Source organism: Dickeya fangzhongdai, from assembly GCF_002812485.1.
Classification (GTDB): Bacteria; Pseudomonadota; Gammaproteobacteria; order Enterobacterales; family Enterobacteriaceae; genus Dickeya; species Dickeya fangzhongdai.
Map to the genome: position 1 here is coordinate 3,229,958 of NZ_CP025003.1, position 21,090 is coordinate 3,251,047.

General features: G+C 50.2%; 21 protein-coding genes and 4 tRNA genes. 11 read left to right on the forward strand and 14 right to left on the reverse strand.

The window, feature by feature from the left end; translation table 11 throughout:
* Nucleotides 1-3: 3 nt before the first annotated feature.
* Both flhC and flhD read right to left on the reverse strand, forming a co-directional pair.
* Nucleotides 4-582, reverse strand: coding sequence for a flagellar transcriptional regulator FlhC (gene flhC, locus CVE23_RS14310; protein WP_038669508.1), 579 nt, complete (start codon nucleotides 580-582; stop codon nucleotides 4-6).
* A gap of 2 nt (nucleotides 583-584) precedes the next feature.
* Complete coding sequence (gene flhD / locus CVE23_RS14315) at nucleotides 585-935, reverse strand: flagellar transcriptional regulator FlhD (protein ID WP_038667870.1); 351 nt, start codon at nucleotides 933-935, stop codon at nucleotides 585-587.
* A 622-nt stretch (nucleotides 936-1,557) separates the two neighbouring features.
* Between flhD and CVE23_RS14320 the strand changes: the two genes are divergently transcribed.
* Together CVE23_RS14320 and CVE23_RS14325 are read left to right on the forward strand one after the other, a co-directional pair.
* Complete coding sequence (locus CVE23_RS14320; RefSeq protein WP_100849792.1) at nucleotides 1,558-2,709, forward strand: iron-containing alcohol dehydrogenase; 1,152 nt, start codon at nucleotides 1,558-1,560, stop codon at nucleotides 2,707-2,709.
* Nucleotides 2,710-3,046: 337 nt separating this feature from the next.
* Nucleotides 3,047-4,774, forward strand: a complete 1,728-nt coding sequence (locus tag CVE23_RS14325) for a methyl-accepting chemotaxis protein (RefSeq protein ID WP_038919584.1) — start codon at nucleotides 3,047-3,049, stop codon at nucleotides 4,772-4,774.
* Nucleotides 4,775-4,810: 36 nt separating this feature from the next.
* Here CVE23_RS14325 and dsrB read toward each other — a convergent pair whose 3' ends face one another.
* From dsrB to CVE23_RS14340, 3 genes are read right to left on the reverse strand one after another with little or no spacing between them, the layout of a single operon-like run.
* Nucleotides 4,811-5,011 carry a protein DsrB gene (dsrB, locus tag CVE23_RS14330; RefSeq protein ID WP_049855041.1) on the reverse strand — a complete coding sequence of 67 codons (201 nt, stop codon included), beginning with the start codon at nucleotides 5,009-5,011 and terminating at the stop codon, nucleotides 4,811-4,813.
* Between the two features lie 55 nt (nucleotides 5,012-5,066).
* Nucleotides 5,067-5,486, reverse strand: coding sequence for a VOC family protein (locus CVE23_RS14335; RefSeq protein ID WP_038919586.1), 420 nt, complete (start codon nucleotides 5,484-5,486; stop codon nucleotides 5,067-5,069).
* Between the two features lie 47 nt (nucleotides 5,487-5,533).
* Nucleotides 5,534-6,013: an anti-virulence regulator CigR family protein gene (locus tag CVE23_RS14340; protein ID WP_100850478.1), complete on the reverse strand. Its 480-nt coding sequence runs from the start codon at nucleotides 6,011-6,013 to the stop codon at nucleotides 5,534-5,536.
* A gap of 419 nt (nucleotides 6,014-6,432) precedes the next feature.
* On the opposite strand from CVE23_RS14340, the gene CVE23_RS14345 reads away from it, so the two are divergent.
* From CVE23_RS14345 to CVE23_RS14355, 3 genes are all read left to right on the forward strand, one after another.
* Nucleotides 6,433-7,869, forward strand: coding sequence for an EmmdR/YeeO family multidrug/toxin efflux MATE transporter (locus CVE23_RS14345; RefSeq protein WP_100849793.1), 1,437 nt, complete (start codon nucleotides 6,433-6,435; stop codon nucleotides 7,867-7,869).
* A gap of 239 nt (nucleotides 7,870-8,108) precedes the next feature.
* Nucleotides 8,109-8,486 (forward strand): cytochrome b562, encoded by a 378-nt coding sequence (locus CVE23_RS14350; RefSeq protein WP_038919590.1) that lies wholly within the window; start codon nucleotides 8,109-8,111, stop codon nucleotides 8,484-8,486.
* Between the two features lie 404 nt (nucleotides 8,487-8,890).
* Nucleotides 8,891-10,171, forward strand: a complete 1,281-nt coding sequence (locus CVE23_RS14355) for a cellulase family glycosylhydrolase (protein ID WP_049855039.1) — start codon at nucleotides 8,891-8,893, stop codon at nucleotides 10,169-10,171.
* Between the two features lie 68 nt (nucleotides 10,172-10,239).
* Here CVE23_RS14355 and pelL read toward each other — a convergent pair whose 3' ends face one another.
* Entirely contained in the window at nucleotides 10,240-11,517 is a 1,278-nt protein-coding gene (gene pelL / locus CVE23_RS14360) for a pectate lyase PelL (RefSeq protein WP_038919592.1), read from the reverse strand.
* 698 nt (nucleotides 11,518-12,215) lie between these two features.
* On the opposite strand from pelL, the gene CVE23_RS14365 reads away from it, so the two are divergent.
* From CVE23_RS14365 to lysC, 4 genes are read left to right on the forward strand one after another with little or no spacing between them, the layout of a single operon-like run.
* Nucleotides 12,216-12,527 (forward strand): phage holin family protein, encoded by a 312-nt coding sequence (locus tag CVE23_RS14365; RefSeq protein ID WP_038667845.1) that lies wholly within the window; start codon nucleotides 12,216-12,218, stop codon nucleotides 12,525-12,527.
* Entirely contained in the window at nucleotides 12,517-13,005 is a 489-nt protein-coding gene (locus CVE23_RS14370; RefSeq protein WP_038919593.1) for a glycoside hydrolase family 24 protein, read from the forward strand. The genes CVE23_RS14365 and CVE23_RS14370 overlap by 11 nt, the downstream gene beginning before the upstream one ends.
* Complete coding sequence (gene lysB, locus CVE23_RS14375) at nucleotides 13,002-13,442, forward strand: Rz-like lysis system protein LysB (RefSeq protein WP_038919594.1); 441 nt, start codon at nucleotides 13,002-13,004, stop codon at nucleotides 13,440-13,442. The genes CVE23_RS14370 and lysB overlap by 4 nt, the downstream gene beginning before the upstream one ends.
* A complete protein-coding gene (lysC, locus tag CVE23_RS23090) occupies nucleotides 13,327-13,605 on the forward strand; it encodes an Rz1-like lysis system protein LysC (protein ID WP_231348877.1) in 279 nt (92 codons plus the stop codon). The genes lysB and lysC overlap by 116 nt, the downstream gene beginning before the upstream one ends.
* A gap of 265 nt (nucleotides 13,606-13,870) precedes the next feature.
* Here the strand turns inward: lysC and CVE23_RS14380 are convergent, their stop codons facing one another.
* From CVE23_RS14380 to uvrY, 7 genes are all read right to left on the reverse strand, one after another.
* Nucleotides 13,871-14,068 (reverse strand): hypothetical protein, encoded by a 198-nt coding sequence (locus CVE23_RS14380; protein WP_038919595.1) that lies wholly within the window; start codon nucleotides 14,066-14,068, stop codon nucleotides 13,871-13,873.
* 483 nt (nucleotides 14,069-14,551) lie between these two features.
* Nucleotides 14,552-14,638: transfer RNA gene (locus CVE23_RS14385), tRNA-Leu, on the reverse strand.
* An 8-nt stretch (nucleotides 14,639-14,646) separates the two neighbouring features.
* Nucleotides 14,647-14,720: transfer RNA gene (locus CVE23_RS14390), tRNA-Cys, on the reverse strand.
* 28 nt (nucleotides 14,721-14,748) lie between these two features.
* A tRNA-Gly gene (locus CVE23_RS14395) sits at nucleotides 14,749-14,824 on the reverse strand.
* A 141-nt stretch (nucleotides 14,825-14,965) separates the two neighbouring features.
* Nucleotides 14,966-15,514 (reverse strand): CDP-diacylglycerol--glycerol-3-phosphate 3-phosphatidyltransferase, encoded by a 549-nt coding sequence (gene pgsA / locus CVE23_RS14400; protein WP_022634129.1) that lies wholly within the window; start codon nucleotides 15,512-15,514, stop codon nucleotides 14,966-14,968.
* Between the two features lie 57 nt (nucleotides 15,515-15,571).
* Nucleotides 15,572-17,404 carry an excinuclease ABC subunit UvrC gene (gene uvrC / locus CVE23_RS14405; protein WP_038919596.1) on the reverse strand — a complete coding sequence of 611 codons (1,833 nt, stop codon included), beginning with the start codon at nucleotides 17,402-17,404 and terminating at the stop codon, nucleotides 15,572-15,574.
* A complete protein-coding gene (gene uvrY / locus CVE23_RS14410) occupies nucleotides 17,397-18,053 on the reverse strand; it encodes a UvrY/SirA/GacA family response regulator transcription factor (RefSeq protein ID WP_022634131.1) in 657 nt (218 codons plus the stop codon). Before uvrY ends, uvrC begins: the two co-directional genes overlap by 8 nt.
* 646 nt (nucleotides 18,054-18,699) lie before the next feature.
* On the opposite strand from uvrY, the gene CVE23_RS14415 reads away from it, so the two are divergent.
* A complete protein-coding gene (locus tag CVE23_RS14415; RefSeq protein ID WP_022634132.1) occupies nucleotides 18,700-18,924 on the forward strand; it encodes a DUF2594 family protein in 225 nt (74 codons plus the stop codon).
* Nucleotides 18,925-19,227: 303 nt separating this feature from the next.
* Here the strand turns inward: CVE23_RS14415 and CVE23_RS14420 are convergent.
* Nucleotides 19,228-19,303 (reverse strand) — tRNA-Lys (locus tag CVE23_RS14420).
* A 326-nt stretch (nucleotides 19,304-19,629) separates the two neighbouring features.
* Here CVE23_RS14420 and cycA point away from each other — a divergent pair.
* Entirely contained in the window at nucleotides 19,630-21,033 is a 1,404-nt protein-coding gene (gene cycA, locus CVE23_RS14425; RefSeq protein ID WP_049855036.1) for a D-serine/D-alanine/glycine transporter, read from the forward strand.
* The last annotated feature ends 57 nt before the right edge of the window (nucleotides 21,034-21,090 follow it).

The window sequence follows — 21,090 nt, forward strand, 5'->3', positions numbered from 1 at the left end:
GGCTCAGACTGCATGTTTAACCTGTTCGTCCAGCAGTTGAGGTATCATATCGGCAACATTCGGCGAAAGTTTACGTCTTTTTACTGCTCTGGAGGGTGGCTGGCATAAACTGCAGACAAAACTATTCTTGGGCTGATGTGCATGGGTAATAAACATCCCCTTGCAGCAATTACATGAGGACAGCTGCAGCATGCCGCTATCCACAAAACGAACCAATGTCCAGGCGCGGGTCAACGCCAGCAAAGGCACATCGCTTTGAGGAGCACATTGTTCGAGGTAAAGGCGATAAGCCTTGATTACTGCCTCGACACCGGTGCATTGTCCATTTTTGAGTAAAAACAGATAGGCGTTATAGAACATGGAAGAATGGATATTCTGTTCCCATGTCATGAACCAGTCGGTAGAAAACGGCAACATTCCTTTAGGCGGAGGGCTGCCTCGTAATTCTTTATAAAGCTTGATTAAGCGACCGCGACTTAATTGCGTCTCGCTTTCCAGCATCTGCAGGCGCGCACCCAGTGAAATGAGTTCCATCGCCAGCTGGATATCCTTAGCTTCCTGAACAATACTTTTCTCCGCCATCATTATGCCCTTTTCTTAGGCAAGCCTTCTTCTTTTGAAGACAGCTCTTGTAATAAATGACTCGACAATAAAATACCGGTATGGATCTGTTGCAGATCATCAACCCGGGATTCTTGTGTTAATAACTTAATCGTATTGTGATCACTGAAGCGGAAATGACATATTAGTTGATTGGTTTCAGCGAGCTTTACCATTTGCGGCAAAGTCAGCTGCATCAATGCCTCAGCCATTTCTTCATTGATACCCAACCGGAACATCGCTGATGCTTTTTCGTCGTTTATTAATCGCTGAGCCAGTAACAAATAAGACAAATTGATGTCATAAATGTGCTTGAGCAATTCAGAGGTACCCATATTCCCATCCCGACAGACTATGTTTCAAACATAAGTTAGGTGATAGACTGCTCACCCGCTAAACAATCACTCTCCATAGGTGGCATGAAAACTATCGGTGCCAGATAATTCTACTACTTTATAATCTTCTAATATGACGAAAAATACAGCATCAACATTGATGCGTCTGAGGCTCCATCTCTTCATAACTCCAGGCTCATCCTTTCTCTGTATTGCGTCCAACATAGAACGTAGGATTAATCCTAATCCTCCGCCACTGTACCGCCTTCGGCCTGACTCATACAACGCAGGCATATCAGCATTTTGATAATTATGTGATCTGCATCACAAAAATGAAAGAGGCAAAACATAATATTTCACTGATTTTTACCCTGCTGTGAAATTTTCCTGAACACAATATGATCACAACAGGAGAAAAAAACTCCCCGCAATAGAGTTTCGTTCAGTATGACAAAATCAATTAATTGATTTTAAAAGTAAAAAATTGACACAGCTGCTTATCAGATTAAACCCCGATTCTACAACCACTTTGATTTACATTAATATTTCTAATTTTATCACCAAAGTTACTATTTCATTAGTGTATTTTATGTCCATATAACGAAACACTGGAGCCATTTTCATGCTGGATTTTGAGTATTTCAACCCGACGAGAATCCTGTTTGGGCCAGGCAAACTGGCTGAGATTGTCAAATACATTCCGGAAAACGCCCGCATACTAATAACTTATGGCGGAGGCAGCGCCAGAAAATACGGCACGCTGGATGAAATCCGACAATTATTGACCCATTATACCTGCTTCGAATTCGGCGGTATTGAACCCAACCCGCAATATGCGACGTTGATGCGCGCAGTCGACGTCGTAAAGGCGAACAAGATTGATTTTTTGCTGGCGATAGGTGGCGGTTCGGTGGTCGACGGAACCAAATTTATCGCGGCCGCGAGCACACAGGCTGATATCTGGAATACCTGGCTTGCCAGGGCGCCAATCCAGTCTGCGTTGCCGATCGGGTGCGTGATGACATTGCCGGCGACCGGTTCGGAAATGAATGCAACGGCTGTGGTATCCCACAAGCAATCCGGCGCCAAAGCCGGCTATAGTCACCCGCTGTTGTTTCCCAAGTTCGCTGTTCTCGATCCGCGGAAATCCTACACTTTGCCATCGCGTCAGGTTGCGAATGGCGTAGTGGATGCATTCGTACACGTGCTGGAGCAGTATCTGACCTATCCGGTCTATGGCAAAGTGCAGGATCGATTTGCCGAAGGGTTATTGCTGACATTAATAGAAGAAGGCCCCAAAGCCATACAGGCACCGGAAAACTATGATGTTCGCGCGACGCTCACCTGGAGCGCCACGTTGGCCCTGAACGGACTGATCGGCGCCGGCGTGCCTCAGGACTGGGCAACGCACCGTATCGGTCACCAGTTAACATCGCTTTTCGGGTTGGACCATGCGCAAACGCTGGCGGTACTTCTGCCTTCGCTGCTTGATGTGCAGCGTCGCACAAAGCATGACAAGCTGGTGCAGTACGCCCAGCGAGTATGGAATCTTACCGCTGCGGATGAGGAAAGCCTGATTTCACTGGCTATCGAGAAAACACGGGAGTTCTTTGAAACCATGGAAGTGAAAACCCGAATGCGCGACTACAACCTGCCCGAATCCGCAATTGACGATATTCTGGCGAACCTGGAAAAGTTTCATTTGTTGCCGCAGGGGGAACACCAGGATATTGACCGTGCCGCCGCCCACCGAATTCTGCGTCAAAGTTATTAAACCGCCGTTCCTGATTAGCCGGACACCGTAGTCCAATGCGTCATGCGCGTATGCCGTTTCCGGGTACGCGCCTTCCCGTTTTTAGACATCCGTCACGCCGATTAATTGCCTAATAATTGAAATATATAAATAACAGGATCCGATATGCCTCTGCCGCCAGATTCGTGATCGACATCGCATTGAAATTCATGAATGTTTCACATTATATGCCGATGTTAGATTATGTTGGTATTTGAGTACGGATCGCCACACAGCTGTTTCCAGAAACAAAAAACACCCAAACTACACCTGCGCGTAGTACGGTTGATGCACATATATTTTTCCTGAAAATGAGCGAATGGATATGAAAATGATGTCAAAGTCTGAACAACAGGGTAAAACCGGCATATTGGGTAATCTTGGACTGGTGCCGTTATTTGTCATCATTCTGGGCGGGATCATGCTGTTATTCGCCCTGGCTATCGGCACCGCCAGCTACTTTTTGGTGCGCGCCAATCAGAGCCTGGATTACGTTACTCAGGAAATTGACGTCCGCCTCGGGCTGTCAAACAGTTCCAACCATCTCAGAACCGCCCGCCTGCTCATTATCCAGGCTGGCGCCGCCGTTCGCGTTGGCGACACGGAAGTATTCAATAACAACCTGAAGCAGGCGGAACAACGCATTGCTTCGTCGAAGGACGCCTTCAAAGTTTATGAGAACCGTACCGTCAAAACCGACACGGATCTGGCGTTGGAACCGGAACTGAATAAGGCCTATAACGATTACGTTGAAAAAGGCATCATGCCGATGCTTAAGGCGGCGAAAGATGGTTATTTCGAAGAAATACTGACGCACGAATCGGAAGAGGTCCGTGTACTGGACGAAGCCTACAATAAGCCATTGCTGAAGGCGATTGCCTTCCGTACCGAGCGAGCCAAAGCGCTTAATAGCAATGCGCAATATCAGGCCATGATGGGTTACACGCTGATGGCCGTCAGCTTCGCCATCGCCATCGCCATGACCCTGCTGACCTTCATGTTCCTGCGCGGTACGCTGATCAAGCCGATGAACCGTCTGGTACAGCGTATTCAACGCATTGCTCAGGGTGACCTGACCCAGCCTAACGAAACCTATGGCAAAAATGAAATCGGCATCCTGAGCCAGAACATCCAGCAGATGCAGGCATCGCTGGTGCATACGGTTTCCACCGTGCGCGACAGCGCAGACTCCATTTATCAGGGAACCACCGAAATTACGGCCGGTAATAGCGACCTCTCTTCCCGCACCGAGCAGCAGGCGGCGGCGATTGAAGAGACCGCCGCCAGCATGGAACAGTTGACCGCCACCGTAAAACAGAACTCCGACAACGCGCACCATGCCAGCCAGCTAGCCTCTAATGCCTCCGGCAAGGCGAAACAAGGGGGTGAAATCGTCGAAAACGTGGTTAACACCATGAACAGCATTTCCGGCAGCTCACGGAAAATTTCTGAAATCACCAACGTGATCAACAGTATCGCCTTCCAGACCAACATCCTGGCGTTGAACGCCGCGGTAGAAGCGGCCCGCGCGGGCGAACAAGGCCGGGGATTCGCGGTGGTGGCGGGAGAAGTGCGCAGCCTGGCGCAGCGCAGTGCTCAAGCCGCCAAGGAAATTGAAGGCCTGATCTCCGAATCCGTGTCTCTGGTTCATAGCGGTTCAGAACAGGTAGACAAGGCGGGTCAAACCATGCACGAAATCGTTCAGGCCGTAAGCAGCGTGACCGACATTATGAATGAAATCGCTTCTGCCTCGGATGAGCAAAGCCGCGGCATCACTCAGGTCGGGCAGGCGATTTCCGAGATGGACAGCGTCACGCAACAAAACGCCGCGCTGGTGCAGCAGGCTTCTGCCGCCGCCTCATCGCTCGAAGAACAGGCGATGGTGCTGACCCGCGCGGTATCCGCCTTCAAACTTACCGGCCATCGTCAGGATAAGGGTTACGCCCCGGCCCCGCTGGCGTCAAAACCGCTATTGGCTACGTCAACCGCGGCGCTGAGCTCTTCTTCCAGCGCTAAATCCGGCAACGATAACTGGGAAACCTTCTGATGCGTACAGGCCGATGCGGGTGACCGTATCGGCCTGTTATTTCTCCGCAGGTTGACGCGGTTCGACAAAGACTCCCTCTGGGCTGTTAAGTTCGTTGAAGAACCAGATCCCCTCGGGGTAGTCCTCCAGTGCAATCAGGTACATGATTCCTTCCTGAAACGGTTCCACCGCCAGAATGACCCCTTCTCTGCGCACTTCGCCATCGGTCTTTACTGTCACTACATCATTTACGTTCAATCATTCACCTCTTTTTCTTTCGTCCCGCCCTGCCGTACGGCTTATACGCAAACATTTATGCCAATCCGCCGACGGTATTGTCAAACTCAGAGGTGTAGACAAAACACAGCTTGTTGCCTTCCGGATCACGACAGTATGCGCCGTAATAGTCAGGCGCATAGTGCGGGCGAAGTCCTGGCGCGCCTTCATCCGCGCCTCCCAGCGATAACGCGGTTTGCCAAACGTGACGTACAGCCTGCGGCGAGCTGACAGCGAAGCTGACCTGCGTGCCATTTCCCCAGGTCGCCGGCAAACCATTGAACGGGACCTGCACATAAAACTGCGGCCAACGCCGCCCCGGGATATGCCACCCTTGCCCTGCCGGGCCGCCAGGCTCTTCCTCAACCGGGACAAAACCAAGTTCCTCCAAAATAGCAGCATAGAAACGGACCATAAGGTCGATATCCCGGGCGCCGAGGATGATATGACTGAACATCTCTTTTCCTTTATTTCTATTTCACGCTCACGCTCCAGACGCGGCCATCAGTCAAACACACCGTTGATAATGGTGGTCACTACCGCCGTGCTGATCGCAATCAATACCAGGTCCTTACCGACAATCCGCCACTCATACCCCGGGTAAGACGGCAACCCACGCAGCATTTCAGGGGGCACGGCACGGCGTGCAATCCCCGGCGGCAGCGGTTTCCCTCTGGACAGATTCTTCGCAACGCCGGGAGGAAGCCCACGATAACCGGTAAAGCCATGATCGACGGCAAGACGCCGCGCATCATTATATGAGAAGCGATTATGATCCGGCGATCGCCCGCCATCGTCGGGCATTGATGAACGGGCAGCCCCTGGGTGTCCTCCCTGTTGGCGAGGGTTATCGCGTTGCGATTGATAATCGAATCCGCCATTACCCGGCCCTTTTCCTCCGGGTTCTGCCAATACCGGAACCGAAGCCGAAAAAACAGAGGTAGCCAGCACCATCGCCAGTGCTGAAAAAGAGGATTTAGACATGGTACGACCTTTGTAATGAATGGAAACCATAAGGAATATATATAGCGTGAATAGCCGGACGAATAGGGAATTTCTCAGTTTTTGTCCATCGGCATACACGGCACATCAGCACTGCATTCGCGCCACTGACAGATGAATATATCGCCGCATACTTTTAAAACATCGTTTCATCTGAATTGCTGTTTTTCTGATATCACCGACTCCACCTTGCCCAACATACTTTTATAATCACCACGGTGAATAGTTTTATGAACATGCAATTCAACCGCTATGTTCACGGTATAACGCAAGCCTGTCTGATCTCGGTTTACGCTTGCCGGCGACTGCACTCTGGTTTAGACGCGGAACACGCTCAGTTCGTGATGAAAAAGGCTCGCGACATTTGTCCTCCTTCCGCCTGTGATACGAAGATAGGTAACATGATTTTGAATACAGCCAAACAGCTGTTGAGTACATTGAGAAACACCGCCTGGTACAAAAAACGTCATTCCAATCGAGTCCTGTTCTGGCGGGAAATTACGCCATTAGCGGTTCCCATTTTTATCGAAGGGCTGTGTGTGGTGCTGATGGGGATATTCAGCACCTTCCTGGTTAGCTGGCTGGGCAAAGAAGCCATGGCCGCCGTAGGGCTGGCGGACAGCTTCAACATGTTGATTATTGCGTTTTTCACCGCAGTCGCGTTGGGGACTGCCGTCGTGGTGGCGTTCAGTCTTGGTCAGCGTAATCGTAAACAGGCCCGGCAAGCCGCACGGCAATCGATCTCATTATTGGTGCTGATCTCCCTGCTGCTGGTGGTGCTGGTGGAATTTGCCGGTCAAGTCATTATCGACCTGATTGCCTATAATGCCGAGCCGGCCGTGAAATCACTGGCGCTGACATTCCTGCGCCTTACCGTATGGGGTTACCCGGCGCTGGCTATCACGCTGGTCGGTTGCGGCGCATTACGCGGCGCCGGCAACACCCGCTTGCCGATGATCATCAATATCGGGATGAATATCCTGAATATTCTGCTCAGCGGCGTATTGATTTACGGCGTGGCCTCATGGAAAGGCGTGGGGTTCATTGGCGCGGGGCTGGGGATCACGCTCTCTCGCTATCTGGGCGCGTTATGCGTCGTGCTCGCGCTGACCAAAGGCTTCAACGGCGCGCTGCGCATCCCGTTTCAGAGTTACTTCGCGCCGTTCACCACCACGATTCTCTATGAGGTGCTCAGCATCGGTATTCCGGCCAGCATCGAATCGGTCATGTTTAATGTGGGGAAGTTGATCACCCAACGCTTTGTCGCCGGCATGGGGACCGAGGTCATCGCAGGCAACTTTATTGCCTTTTCAATCGTCGCGCTGATCAACCTGCCAGGTAACGCCCTGGGTTCGACCTCGACCATCATTGTCGGGTCACGTCTGGGTAAAGGACAACGCATGCAACCGGAACGGCAACTGAAGTACATCTTCTGGCTTTCCAATGTTGGTTTGTGCGCACTGGCATTACTCTCTGTGCCTACCGCCGGATTGATGGCCTCAATGTATACCAACGAACCCGATGTGATTACCGTGGTTAAACAGTTGATCTGGCTGAATGCGTTGTTCATGCCTATATGGGCCGCATCCTGGGTACTACCCGCCGGCCTGAAGGGAGCCAAAGATGCCAGCTATACTATGTGGGTCGCGCTGGCTGGTATGTGGGGGTGCCGGGTGATAGCCGGTTATATTCTGGGCATTATGCTGGGATTTGGGGTGATCGGCGTTTGGATGGGGATGTTTTTTGACTGGATCGTCCGTGGAGCGCTGTTTTATCACCGCATGGTCAGCGGTAAATGGTTATGGCGCTACAAACCTACGGTTAACCAGGACAGGTAAGAAAATCAGCATCCTCAAAAACGTATTTAGGAATACGACGTTCAATATTTCAATAAGAAAAAAATCATCACAGCGGCTAATCATTTGACTAAGAAAGTGTCACGATTTTCTTTATTTTTAATAATTATCATTATCCTGCAATATAAAATCCATTTGACCATACATATTGGGTCGTGAATACTGCCGAAAACTAATAAGGGTATAAACCCCGCCATCTGGCTAACTAACAGGAGTGAGCAATGAAAAAAACAATTATGGCTATCGGTCTGGCAATCGCGGCGTCTACTGTAGCCTTGCCGTTCACCAGCCAGGCCGCCGTCAAAGACGAAATGGGCGCCATGGCGAAAAGCTACAAAAGCGCTTCCAGCGCTAATGACGCCGCCACGCTGAAAGCAGATCTGCTGAATCTGAAAGCCCATGCGACCAAGGCCAAAGCAGATCCGGAGTTCAATAAAAGCCCGAATAGCGCAGTGTTTAACGAAGGTCTGGAAAAACTGCTGAAGCAAATCGACGCGGCTATCGCGCTGGTTGATGCAGGCAAACTGCAGGAAGCCAAAGCCGCTACGGATGAACTGAAAAAAACCCGCGCCGAGTATCACAAAAAACTGGGTGTGTAATTCACCAGTCACCGCAGCAGCGGAGCTTATTATCCCTGCTGCGGTCTTCCCTCTTCCTCATCAAGCATTAATAAAACAGCACAATTACTCTTTTTCATCGCCTTATATCGTCAGTTTATTCCTCCCAGTGAATATTTTAGGAAACCACAGGGCATCATCAGGAAAATAACACGATTACGCATTCGCTATGATAATCCACATAATCGGCAAAGAGCGTATTGAAAATTCCGAGAATGAATCGGGCATCTGGATCTACTGTAGAAAATCCACTATAACCTAGAGAGTTTCATCATATGCAGGTATTGCAATATTGATGAACACGCCGACTGAATAGAATAAAACCAGCCACATATTCTATTTACAGTTACCACTGACTCATAGTCATATGAAATGGAGATTCATTTATGCCTCTCTCTTATTTGGATAAAAATACCGCTATCGATAGCAAAAAACACCCCCCACGTAAAAAGCTGTTTCTGTCTTGCGCCTGTTTAGGATTAAGCCTTGCCTGCCTTTCCAGTAATGCCTGGGCGAGTGTTGAGCCGCTATCCGTCAACGGTAATAAAATCTACGCAGGTGAAAAAGCCAAGAGTTTTGCCGGCAATAGCTTATTCTGGAGTAATAATGGCTGGGGCGGCGAAAAATTCTACACGGCCGATACCGTTGCTTCGCTGAAAAAAGACTGGAAATCCAGTATTGTTCGCGCCGCCATGGGCGTTCAGGAAAGCGGTGGTTATCTTCAGGACCCGGCTGGCAACAAGGCCAAAGTTGAAAAAGTGGTGGATGCCGCAATTGCCAACGATATGTATGTCATTATTGACTGGCACTCGCATTCTGCAGAAAACAATCGCAGTGAAGCTATCCGCTTCTTCCAGGAAATGGCGCGTAAATATGGCAACAAGCCGAATGTCATCTATGAAATCTACAACGAACCGCTTCAGGTATCATGGAGCAATACCATTAAACCTTATGCCGAAGCCGTGATTTCCGCCATTCGCGCCATTGATCCGGATAACCTGATTATTGTCGGCACGCCCAGTTGGTCGCAAAACGTTGATGAAGCCTCGCGCGATCCGATCAACGGCAAGAATATCGCCTATACGCTGCATTTCTACGCCGGAACCCATGGCGAATCATTACGCAATAAAGCACGCCAGGCGTTAAATAACGGTATTGCACTTTTCGTCACCGAGTGGGGCGCAGTTAATGCGGACGGCAATGGCGGAGTGAACCAGACGGAGACCGACGCCTGGGTAACGTTTATGCGAGATAACAATATCAGCAACGCAAACTGGGCGTTGAATGATAAAAACGAAGGAGCATCAACTTATTATCCGGACTCTAAAAACCTGACCGAGTCTGGCAAAAAAGTAAAATCGATCATTCAAAGCTGGCCATACAAAGTGGGTAACGCCGCCAGCGCAACAACCGATCCATCAACTGATACCACCACCAGCCCCACCGTTGATGAACCTGCCACAACCGACACATCGGCCACCGCCGATTGCGCCAATGTCAACGTTTACCCCAACTGGGCCAGCAAAGACTGGGCGGGCGGGCAGCCCAGCCATAATGAAGCGGGCCAATCGATCGTCTATAAAGGCAACCTTTACACCGCAAACTGGTACACCTCATCCGTTCCGGGCAGCGACGCCTCCTGGGCGCAGGTTGGTAGCTGTAACTGATTGATTAATTTGCTTCACATCAAAAACAGGGCTGCACGATTGCAGCCCTGATATATAACATCCGTCACTTAATTGCGTTCAAAAGCGCCTAAATCCGGTGCACTGCCTGAATAGCTGATATCGCTCTCTTTCGTCCCCGCATTAATCAGCTTTGAGCTAGCCGACAAACGGAATAATGAAGTTTCCGGCAAGGTGCCGTCATTGTCACGAGATACGGTAGCAAGAGAAGTGTCCAGGCTGACGAAATCGGACGCGGAAGCCACCGGCCCCGTATCCCATGAGTTGGACTTCGCATCCGCATTACTGACCGTTACAGAAGCAGACAGCGACACGTTATTACGGAAGTAATGTTTCTGCCCTGACTGAACTTTGCTCCCGAAACCATAATTAATGCCGTTTTTATATGACGTGTTATTTATCACCGTAACGCCACCAGCGTTATTGTTCTGGTCAAAGCCTTTGCTCACATTGCCAAATGCGACAGAGCGGGTAATACGATGATTGCCAACCGCCTGATTTCCGCCCAGTTTAAACCCATTGCCATTGCCGGCGAACGCGCTGTCATTCCAGTAATTGATGCCATTACGGAAAGCCCAACTGTTTTCAATCACCACTTTCTGCGGACTGTCAAACAAGTCAAATCCATCATCCGAGTTTTCCCAGGCGCGACAACCAACAAAACGGTTACCCGGACCTTGTTTTTGTTTCGGTCCAAATCCATCGGCCATACTGCCGTTCTTCTTGGGATCATAGTTACGGTAGGCATCCGAATTAATTACCGTGTTGTATGAACCGCCGTTATTGATTTCAAGTCCGGTATTACGGTTATGATGGAATGCCGTATTCTCAAAGGTATTATGGCTACCAATTACATAAGCCCCCTGATAGCCGGCTCGTGTTACCTCTACCCCTTTGAAATACCAGTAGTCGCCGGTCACATAAAACCCGTAAGACGCCTGTACCCATTGACTGTCCGGGAATGAGAAGTCAAATACCGCCCGGCCGCAATTGGCGGCGGCCACATAAATTGGCGCGCCCTCTTTCCCGGATTTATTGAATGTAATCGTATTCCCTTTACCCTGAGTATAAGGAATGGTATAGGTTCCCGGTTTCAATAGAATCAACTCGCCGGGGTTAACCGCCGCCATAGCGGCAGAAAAACTCATCGGAGAATTAAAGCTGTTGCCGTTATTGCTGCTGTTGCCATTCGGCGCAACATAATAAATACGCTTGGTGCTAATTCCGCTGGTGAGATCCGAACTGCAATCCGCTGCCATAACTGATGTGCTATTTACCAGAAAAAATGCTGCTAACCCGGTACTGATAAAACAATTTAAATATTTCATCCTTTGCCTCATGATGTTGTAAAAATCATCTATCCATCGGCCTCAAGATGCATACTCCAGCAAATGTCGTCAGGCGGGGAAAAGGCTGCGATCCGCTACATCTAAAATCGATAGCCAATGAATCAGCTTGTCACTGTGAAAAATTACGTTGGAAGGGTACCATTCCTTCGGTTTTCCTTGAACAGAAGCTGTTCTGAGTACATTGCATCCTGCATATTGAGGTAGCGTGAGTATACTACGTTTACGGTATATGAATACCGACCGCAACTGAATGGTATGCGGTTGTTAAAGATACATATGCCATTCATGGCGCATACACCGTGATAAAGCATCAAGCAAAATACAAAAAAAGCCATTTCTCGCTTATCTAAATAAAAATCACATTATTAGTGTATTAATTCAGAAATGAGAGCATCATTATATATGTGAATAGAATAACCATTATATTTAATAGCAGATAAAGATATTGCCGCACGAATGCCTTACTATCACCATGACTGACAACATCAACTGTTCATCCCCTCATTACCGCATCCAGCATCCCCGTGTTTGCTGATAACTGAGCCATCACCCATCGCTGCCACCGCCATACGTCAACTGGTTTAATGACGGGCATATAACGCGAGACAACGCGTGAAAACATCCTGTTATCTCCGCAGTTATTACTCTGCCTGAAAAACCAACGACTGGACTCACTCATGAATGAAACAGATAAAAGCATCGTCTCTCTATTTATCATCGGCACGCTGATTGCCGTCGGCAAAGTGCTGGCGGGCAGTGAGCCCATCACACTGCGGCTGTTTATTGGTCGCGTAATGCTGGGAGGTTTTGTCTCAATGATGGCAGGCATCGCACTGGTACAGTTCCCTGACCTGTCGCCCGTCGCTATCAATGGTATCGGCGCCGCACTGGGCATCGCTGGCTACCAGACTATCGAACTGCTTATTCAACGCCGCGTTCGCCAACTGGGCAAAAAAAGCACACCGGAGAAAAATAACGATGCTCAATAACCCTAACCTTATTGCGTTTTTGGACATGCTGGCCTTTTCCGAAGGAACCGCAACGCATCCGCTCACCTGTAATCGTGGTTACGACGTGATTGTCACCGGGATTGATGGCAAACCAGAGATTTTCACCGACTACCGGGATCATCCATTCGCCAATGGTCGTCCGGGAAAAATCTTCAACAAGCAGGGGCAGCGCTCCACGGCAGCCGGACGCTATCAGCAGCTCTACCGCTACTGGCCAACCTACAAGACCCAGTTGGCGTTGCCGGATTTCGGACCCGATTCGCAGGATACGCTGGCTATCCAACTAATTCGGGAACAGCGTGCGTTGGACGACATTACGCAAGGCCGGCTTACCAGCGCCATTACCCGGTGCAACAACATCTGGGCCTCACTGCCGGGAGCAGGCTACGGTCAGCGCGAGCATAACACCGAACGGCTGGTCGCCGTGTACCAGCAAGCGGGCGGGAAACTGGCATGAAAAGCGCCATGATCATCGCAGTCATCATGATTGCGCTTAGCGCAGGGGTCGGCGTGCAGTCCTGGCGGCTGCACAACGCTCGTCAGTTAACCGACCAGCAAGCGCAGACACTGTCGTTACAACAGACAGCGCTGGATGAAAAATCCGGCCAGTTGAAAACGTTGTCCGAACAGGCTGAACGCAACAACCGTGAACAGGCACGACTGCGCGACATGGCCGCCGAGACTCAGGCGGCGCTCTCTGAACGGCAAAAAGTGGTGATGAGGTTACAACATGAGAACGAAGCGCTTAAACGCTGGGCTGACACTGATCTGCCTGCTGATATTATCCGGCTGCGTCAGCGCCCCACCTTCGCAGGTGGCCGTGCTTACCGTGAATGGCTGTCCCAGACTGACGCCCTGCCGGTTCCCGGCAGCCAGTCCACAAACCAACGGTGAGCTGAACAGCCTGCTGGATGAAACCGAAGCCGCGCTGGCGACTTGCGCCGACCAGGTGGATACCATTATTACCTGTCAGGCAAAAAGCGATGCAACGCCCAGCGCTACGGTAGCTTCAGGGAATCAATCAGGCACTAGGGATACCGTAGCGGCAACGCAATGATCTCCGCCCTTGAGGCAAGATGAATCATAGGAAGGCAAAGTTGGAAAACGAAGTTTCAGACCGGGATGTCAGGGCGACCGAGCCAGGAAATTGAGGTATTCCCATTCAAGCCAGTCGCTCATAGCTTTCAGCCTAAATCAGGTCTGGTTTTCAGGGATGGCGGTAGCGGGCTGTTCACGTTTCGACCCGGTGGCTACATATTAAATAGACCTGTCGTGACGGCAATAAAAAACCGCCCGAGGGGCGGCCACAATCGTTTTAGTAATTAATCATTCTCTAGCGCACGCTGAATGATATCGGCAGTCTCGGTGATTCTACTACCGATCGCATCCAGAGCGGCTTGCACTCCACTTTCGCTGGCGCCTTCTTTGATGATTTCGAGTATAGCTGAAATGACTATTTCTCTTTTCTCTTCATCACTTCTTGCGACATCATGCTGATCATAAAAGTAATTCTGAAGCATAAAGACTCCTTTTTATTGTCAATGAACGCAGCATATCGCTAAGACTATTCCGAATAAAGCATTATCACAGGTAACCAGTGAATGCCTGTTGTTATTCTCAGCGTTTATATGCCTTTCCCCCGCTCAATCGCTGAACCGAACGCATGGAAAACCGTTTTGACTATAAGCACCGCTTTAAAGGCGACGCAGCAGGGTATATAGCCAAAAACGTCGGCGATTATGCGCTGAATAACAAGCGGTGCAAAGACATGACAATCCACTGAAAGATACCACAGCAGCACTAACGACCTGAGCAGACGCTAATTATTCAACCATAGTTAGCAATAGCGGCTTACCGGAGGCCGCCTTTTTTATACCCGAAAAACGGGCGCTGCCACTCTGCCGCCATTTGGGCGCCACTTGCCAAATTACAGGCACAAAAAAACCGCCTCGTGGCGGTCATGTTCTTTTAATTATTTTCTTATATTACAAGGCGTTAGCACATGGTGCCCAGAGCGGGACTTGAACCCGCACAGCGCGAACGCCGAGGGATTTTAAATCCCTTGTGTCTACCGATTCCACCATCTGGGCTCAGATTTTGGAGGCGCGTCCCGGAGTCGAACCGAGGTGGACGGATTTGCAATCCGCTGCATGGCCACTCTGCCAACGCGCCTTACCTTGATGCTACTGCTAAATCGATTTGGAGCGGGAAACGAGACTCGAACTCGCGACCCCGACCTTGGCAAGGTCGTGCTCTACCAACTGAGCTATTCCCGCATTCTACAGAACATCTTGTTTATCAAGCGTTTTCAATAAACTGTGTCGCTGTCGATGCGGTGCATTCTACTTACCTGACGCAGTGAGTCAATAAAATTATCATCCCACCTGAATCGTTTGCTGTTTTTTAAGGCGAGGCGATCAATGTTCAAGCAAATCGCGCCAGGCAGCGCTCAAATACTGAAACATCGACCAAAACGTTAGCACCGCGGCCACATACAGCGCCGCCACGCCAGCGGCCTCCACCATGCGTTCAGGCCGCCACAGCAAACCGACCAGCGCGACCATCTGTGCCGTGGTTTTGATTTTACCAATCCAGGACACCGCCACGCTGCTGCGTTTACCCAGCTCCGCCATCCACTCGCGCAATGCAGAAATGATGATTTCACGGGCAATCATCGTGGCGGCGGGCAGCGTAATCCACCAGGAATGATAATGCTCAGCCACCAGCACCAGCGCAACCGCCACCATGACCTTGTCGGCCACAGGGTCCAGAAAGGCGCCAAAACGCGTGGTTTGTTTCCACCGGCGGGCAAGAAAACCGTCAAACCAGTCTGTCACCGCCGCAAAGACAAAGATGCCCGCACATACCATTGGTGCCCAGTTGAATGGCAGGTAAAACGCCAGCACAAAGAATGGGATTAGTACAACACGAAACAGGGTAAGCCACGTTGGTATATTAAATCGCATAGCGTCTGGGTAACTGTCTGGCCCGAAAGATAATAGGGTTATGTTGCTACATTGCCTCTAGTGTTTCAATGCATGAAAGATTTTTTCTGCCAACGCATGCGAAATTCCCGGTACGTTGGCGATGTCTTCCACGCTGGCGTTCATCAGCGGCTGTAATCCGCCCATGTATTTCAATAACATCTGCCGCCGCTTCGGTCCCACCCCTTCGATGGTCTCCAGCGAACTGGTACTTTTTACTTTAGCACGCTGTTTGCGGTGACCACTGATGGCATGGTTATGCGAATCGTCACGAATATGCTGAATTACGTGCAACGCCGGCGAATCGGCAGGCAATGCTACCCCCTCGCCTGTCGCTTCGAAGAACAGCGTCTCCAGCCCGGCCTTGCGATCGCTGCCTTTCGCGACCCCCAGCAGTAAAGGGCGTGATTTGTCCCAGGGCACCTGTAATGACGCAAAGACGTCCTTGGCCTGCGCCAGTTGCCCTTTGCCGCCGTCAATCACGATAACATCAGGAATCTTGCCTTCGTCAATCGACTTGCCATACCGACGCCGGAGCACCTGATTCATGGCGGCATAGTCATCGCCCGGCGTGATACCGGAGATATTGTAGCGGCGATACTCCGAACGCAGCGGCCCATCCGCATTGAACACGACACAGGACGCCACGGTCTGTTCCCCCATGGTATGACTGATATCGAAACATTCCATACGGTTGATTTTTTCGATCCCAAGAACAGACGCCAGCGCAGCCAGGCGCTGTTGGACCGTCGATTGCTGCGACAACTTCGTTGTCAATGCCGTATGGGCGTTGGTGCGCGCCAGTTTAAGATAGCGTGCGCGGTCACCACGCGGCCGGGTTTGAATCTGGATCTTGCGGCCGGCCTGTTCGGTCAGAGACTCGGCCAGCAACTGATGTTCCGGCAGCGAGAAGTCCAGCAGGATGTCAGACGGTAAGGTGCGGGAAACACTACCCTGCAAATAGAACTGGCCGACAAACGTCTGCACCACTTCCGCCAGCTCTGTTCCTCCCGGAACTTTAGGGAAATAGCTGCGACTGCCCAACACTTTACCCTGACGGATAAAGAGCACGTGCACACACGCCATTCCGGCTTCAAATGCTACACCGATCACGTCAAGATCATCGCCGTCGCCGGAGACAAACTGCTTTTCGGTCACCCGCCGCACCGCCTGGATCTGATCGCGAATACGCGCGGCTTCCTCAAATCGCAATTCCCTGCTTGCCGTTTCCATGCGATCGATCAGGCGGGTCAACACCTGCTGATCTTTGCCGGACAGAAAGAGACGCACATACTCGACCTGGCGCTGATACTCTTCCTCACTGACCAGACCGCTCACGCACGGCCCCAGACAACGGCCGATCTGATACTGCAGGCAAGGACGCGAGCGGTTGCGGTAGACGCTGTTTTCACACTGACGAATGGGGAACAGCTTTTGCAAAAGCATCAGGGTTTCGCGCACGGCATTGCCATTGGGAAACGGGCCGAAGTATTCGCCCTTGGCGTGCTTGGCGCCGCGGTGAACCGACAGGCGGGGATGCGTATCCCCGCTGAGGAAAATCATTGGGTAGGACTTATCGTCACGCAACAGCACATTGTAACGCGGCTGATAGCGTTTGATGTAGTTGTGCTCAAGCAACAGGGCTTCGGTTTCAGTATGCGTGATCGTCACATCGATCTGCCGGATACTTTTCACCAAAGCCTCTGTTTTACGGCTGGCGACATGAGCACGAAAATAACTGGAAAGGCGTTTTTTCAGATCTTTGGCTTTACCGACGTAGATCACCGTGTCGCTGGCATCGTACATACGATAAACCCCAGGCTGACTGGTTACGGTCTTCAGAAAAGCCTGGGCGTCAAAACGTTCAGTCACTACTAATCAATGTCTCCGCACTAAATAAACCGTGGCGAATCGCCAGATGCGTCAGCTCCACATCGCCGTTAATGTTCAGCTTACTGAACATTCGGTAACGATAGCTGTTGACCGTTTTCGGGCTAAGGTTGAGTTGATCGGAGATCTCCGTCACTTTTTGCCCTTTGGTGATCATCATCATAATCTGCAATTCGCGTTCAGACAGACACTCCAGCGGCGTTTCTGTCTGCGGCTCCAGTTGGCTCAACGCCATTTGCTGAGCGATATCCGACGCAATATATCGTTTGCCGGCATGCACAGAGCGGATGGCGCATATCACCTCTTCCGGCGTGGCGCCCTTGCTAAGGTAGCCCGCTGCCCCCGCCTGCATCACTTTAGCAGGTAACGGGTTCTCTGTGTAAATCGTTAGCATTATAACTTTAATTTCAGGGGAAAATCGTACAATTTTGCGTGTTGCCTCAAGACCGCCGATTCCTGGCATGTTCATATCCATCAGCACAACGTCCGCACTGTTATTACGGCACCATCTGACCGCATCTTCACCGCACTGCGCCTCACCAACAACCTTGAGGCCTTTAATATCGTCAAGAATGCGCCGTATCCCTGCTCGCACCAGTTCATGGTCATCAACAAGAAAAACGCTAATCAAAGAACAATTCTCCAAAAAGAGTAACACTTACAGACGAGTTTGTTGCAGGTGGTACTACGTGGTTTAGAAAAAATGAATACACTTTTTAATTAAAAATGTATTTTTTATTCTACCATGTGGTATATTCTCTAAGTTCCTGAATGATAGCGACTGTGCATCAGACGCGGAACTCACTTCCATCACAGTATTCATATTTCCAACCTGGTTTTTTAGAGAAACAGACAGCTTCACTGTCTGAAAAATGTCAAATTCTAAATTTAATCAATAGATTATCAAGTTTTGTAAGTACAGGCAATTAGGTGCGCGATTGCTTTCTTTTCCATCATTGTAACGCTCTTGTCACTTTGCCGCACCGACTGTTTACTACAAATAATACACCTGCCCCAAAATATCCATATAAAAGTTGCAATGTATCTAATCAAACGCATTTAAAAGCCAAAAACACGTTAACAAAATATAGGCAGAATGTGGCATAAACAGATAAAAAGAATACAACTTAATGGGGCTGAGTGGTTATTTTCCTGACCAGATGCATTGGCACCTATGGTATAATAAAGCCAAATTTTGTTATGTCGCCGGCGTGTGTGCTGCACAGAACCAGTCTCTGGCTCCACCACGCCGGCTTCCGTTTGTTACAGGAGACACTATGAACAACAACGACTTTCCGACAGCCTCCACACCCGAAACGTTGGCGCATGAAGTTAGCTGCCTGAAAGTGCTGATGACGTTGATGCTGAAATCCATTGGTCAGGCTGATGCAGGCAAGGTTATCGTCAGCATGGAAAAATACATTGCCCAACTGGAAGACCCTGCACAGGCGGAAATATTCGGCACCACTATTAAGCAAATCAAAACAGTCTATCGCCGCTAATCAAAGCTCATCGGACATCAGCGTAATCCGCTATTGTCCGATGGGTATGAACCGTTTTCCCCGCACAATAAACAAGCAAAAATAAACGCAACAATGCGCGAATGTTGACACTATGATTTATATTTCGTCAACAAATCCGGTTATTACCAGATAAATGACAAGATAAAAACTTAGTAATTGTGATCTATTTGGGAATAGTATTCTTTAATCAGAATAGACCTACAGAGTAATCAAGCTGGAAATTAAATAGTGAAAAAATGTTTCTGCGGGAATAAATACATTAGCACGAATGAAAGGAAGTGTTGGTGGGTCGTATAGGGCTCGAACCTATGACCAATTGATTAAGAGTCAACTGCTCTACCAACTGAGCTAACGACCCAACGGGGACGGATTATTCTCTTCTTAACGCCATCTGTCAAATAGTTCATCTTATTTTTTTGCAGACAGGGGAATCGGCGAACACATTGTAACCTATCACTATTTTGTTCTCTCGCACGGGCTACCGTTCGTCTTCCGATTGATTCATGGATATAAATTCACCACCGCGTGAAGCACGTACCGAAGTGACAGGAATTACGCCTCAACTCATCATGAGAAGAATACCGTGTTACTATTAACCATTCTAACTTCTTATATCACATGGGTAATGGGCGAGACCTGACAAACGCCCTCACCCTGGCAGACACAATCCGGAAATCACATTACATGACAGAACAAACGCATCACGTCCCGGACGCCACCGGGCATAGCGATCTGCGGCGCAATCTAACCAACCGCCATATTCAGTTGATTGCCATCGGCGGCGCCATCGGTACCGGCCTGTTCATGGGATCAGGGAAAACCATCAGCCTTGCCGGCCCATCAATTATCTTCGTTTATATGATCATCGGGTTCATGCTGTTCTTTGTTATGCGCGCGATGGGCGAGTTACTGCTCTCCAACCTCAACTACAAATCGTTCAGCGACTTCTCCGCCGACCTGCTGGGTCCGTGGGCCGGTTTTTTTACCGGCTGGACTTACTGGTTTTGCTGGGTCGTGACCGGCATTGCCGATGTCGTCGCCATCAGCGCTTATGCACAATTCTGGTTTCCGGATCTGTCGCAGTGGATCAGTTCCCTGTTATGCGTCCTGCTGCTGCTGACCTTAAATCTGGCCACCGTCAAACTGTTTGGCGAAATGGAGTTCTGGTTCGCCATGATCAAGATTGTCGCCATCGTCGCGCTGATCGTGATTGGTGCGGTTCTGGTTATCATGCAATTTACATCGCCTTCCGGCGCGGTGGCATCCGTGACCAATCTCTGGCAGGACGGCGGTATGTTTCCTAAAGGACTCAGCGGCTTTTTCGCCGGCTTTCAGATAGCCGTGTTTGCCTTTGTCGGTATTGAGCTGGTCGGCACCACGGCAGCGGAAACCAAAAACCCGAAGGTGGTTCTGCCGCGCGCAATCAACGCCATACCGATACGTATCATTATGTTTTATGTGTTTGCGCTGATGATGATTATGTCGGTTACGCCGTGGAGCCACATTGCAGCAGACCGCAGCCCATTTGTGGAGATGTTTGTGTTAGTCGGCTTGCCGGCCGCCGCCAGCGTTATTAATTTTGTCGTGCTGACTTCCGCCGCGTCGTCGGCCAACAGCGGGGTATTCTCAACCAGCCGCATGCTGTTTGGGCTGGCCAGACAAGGCGATGCGCCGGCGCGTTTCGGTCGGTTGTCAAAACGGGCGGTACCCTCGGCAGGGCTGTTTTTCTCGTGCCTGTGCCTGCTTTCCGGCGTCGTACTGATCTATTTAATTCCTAACGTCATGACGGTTTTCACGCTGGTCACCACCGTGTCCGCCATTCTGTTCATGTTCGTGTGGAGTATCATTCTGTGTTCTTATCTGGTGTACCGCCGGAACCGGCCGCAGTTGCACCAAACCTCTGCATACAAAATGCCATGGGGAATCGTAATGAGCTGGGTATGTCTGGCTTTCTTTGCTTTCGTGATGGTACTGCTGACATTGCAGCCGGATACCTTGCAGGCGCTGATGGTTACGCCGGTGTGGTTTGTGGTTCTGGCTATCGCCTATCAGTTTATTCGCCGTCGCAGAGTCAACGCCCTGGCGTGACGCATTAAAACAACCCCTAACCAATACGGTCAGCTACGCCCGATGATGTAGCTGACC

Excerpts from the sequence above, each read along its gene's own strand:
- flhC (WP_038669508.1), bottom strand. The coding sequence starts at position 582 with ATGGCGGAGAAAAGTATTGTTCAGGAAGCTAAGGATATCCAGCTGGCG.
- pelL (WP_038919592.1), bottom strand. The coding sequence starts at position 11,517 with ATGAAATATTTAAATTGTTTTATCAGTACCGGGTTAGCAGCATTTTTT.
- pgsA (WP_022634129.1), bottom strand. The coding sequence starts at position 15,514 with ATGCGATTTAATATACCAACGTGGCTTACCCTGTTTCGTGTTGTACTA.
- CVE23_RS14335 (WP_038919586.1), bottom strand. The coding sequence starts at position 5,486 with ATGTTCAGTCATATCATCCTCGGCGCCCGGGATATCGACCTTATGGTC.
- CVE23_RS14320 (WP_100849792.1), top strand. The coding sequence starts at position 1,558 with ATGCTGGATTTTGAGTATTTCAACCCGACGAGAATCCTGTTTGGGCCA.
- CVE23_RS14365 (WP_038667845.1), top strand. The coding sequence starts at position 12,216 with ATGAATGAAACAGATAAAAGCATCGTCTCTCTATTTATCATCGGCACG.
- lysB (WP_038919594.1), top strand. The coding sequence starts at position 13,002 with ATGAAAAGCGCCATGATCATCGCAGTCATCATGATTGCGCTTAGCGCA.
- CVE23_RS14355 (WP_049855039.1), top strand. The coding sequence starts at position 8,891 with ATGCCTCTCTCTTATTTGGATAAAAATACCGCTATCGATAGCAAAAAA.
- cycA (WP_049855036.1), top strand. The coding sequence starts at position 19,630 with ATGACAGAACAAACGCATCACGTCCCGGACGCCACCGGGCATAGCGAT.
- CVE23_RS14370 (WP_038919593.1), top strand. The coding sequence starts at position 12,517 with ATGCTCAATAACCCTAACCTTATTGCGTTTTTGGACATGCTGGCCTTT.
- CVE23_RS14340 (WP_100850478.1), bottom strand. The coding sequence starts at position 6,013 with ATGTCTAAATCCTCTTTTTCAGCACTGGCGATGGTGCTGGCTACCTCT.
- CVE23_RS14380 (WP_038919595.1), bottom strand. The coding sequence starts at position 14,068 with ATGCTTCAGAATTACTTTTATGATCAGCATGATGTCGCAAGAAGTGAT.
- CVE23_RS14415 (WP_022634132.1), top strand. The coding sequence starts at position 18,700 with ATGAACAACAACGACTTTCCGACAGCCTCCACACCCGAAACGTTGGCG.
- CVE23_RS14325 (WP_038919584.1), top strand. The coding sequence starts at position 3,047 with ATGGATATGAAAATGATGTCAAAGTCTGAACAACAGGGTAAAACCGGC.
- CVE23_RS14350 (WP_038919590.1), top strand. The coding sequence starts at position 8,109 with ATGAAAAAAACAATTATGGCTATCGGTCTGGCAATCGCGGCGTCTACT.
- CVE23_RS14345 (WP_100849793.1), top strand. The coding sequence starts at position 6,433 with ATGATTTTGAATACAGCCAAACAGCTGTTGAGTACATTGAGAAACACC.
- flhD (WP_038667870.1), bottom strand. The coding sequence starts at position 935 with ATGGGTACCTCTGAATTGCTCAAGCACATTTATGACATCAATTTGTCT.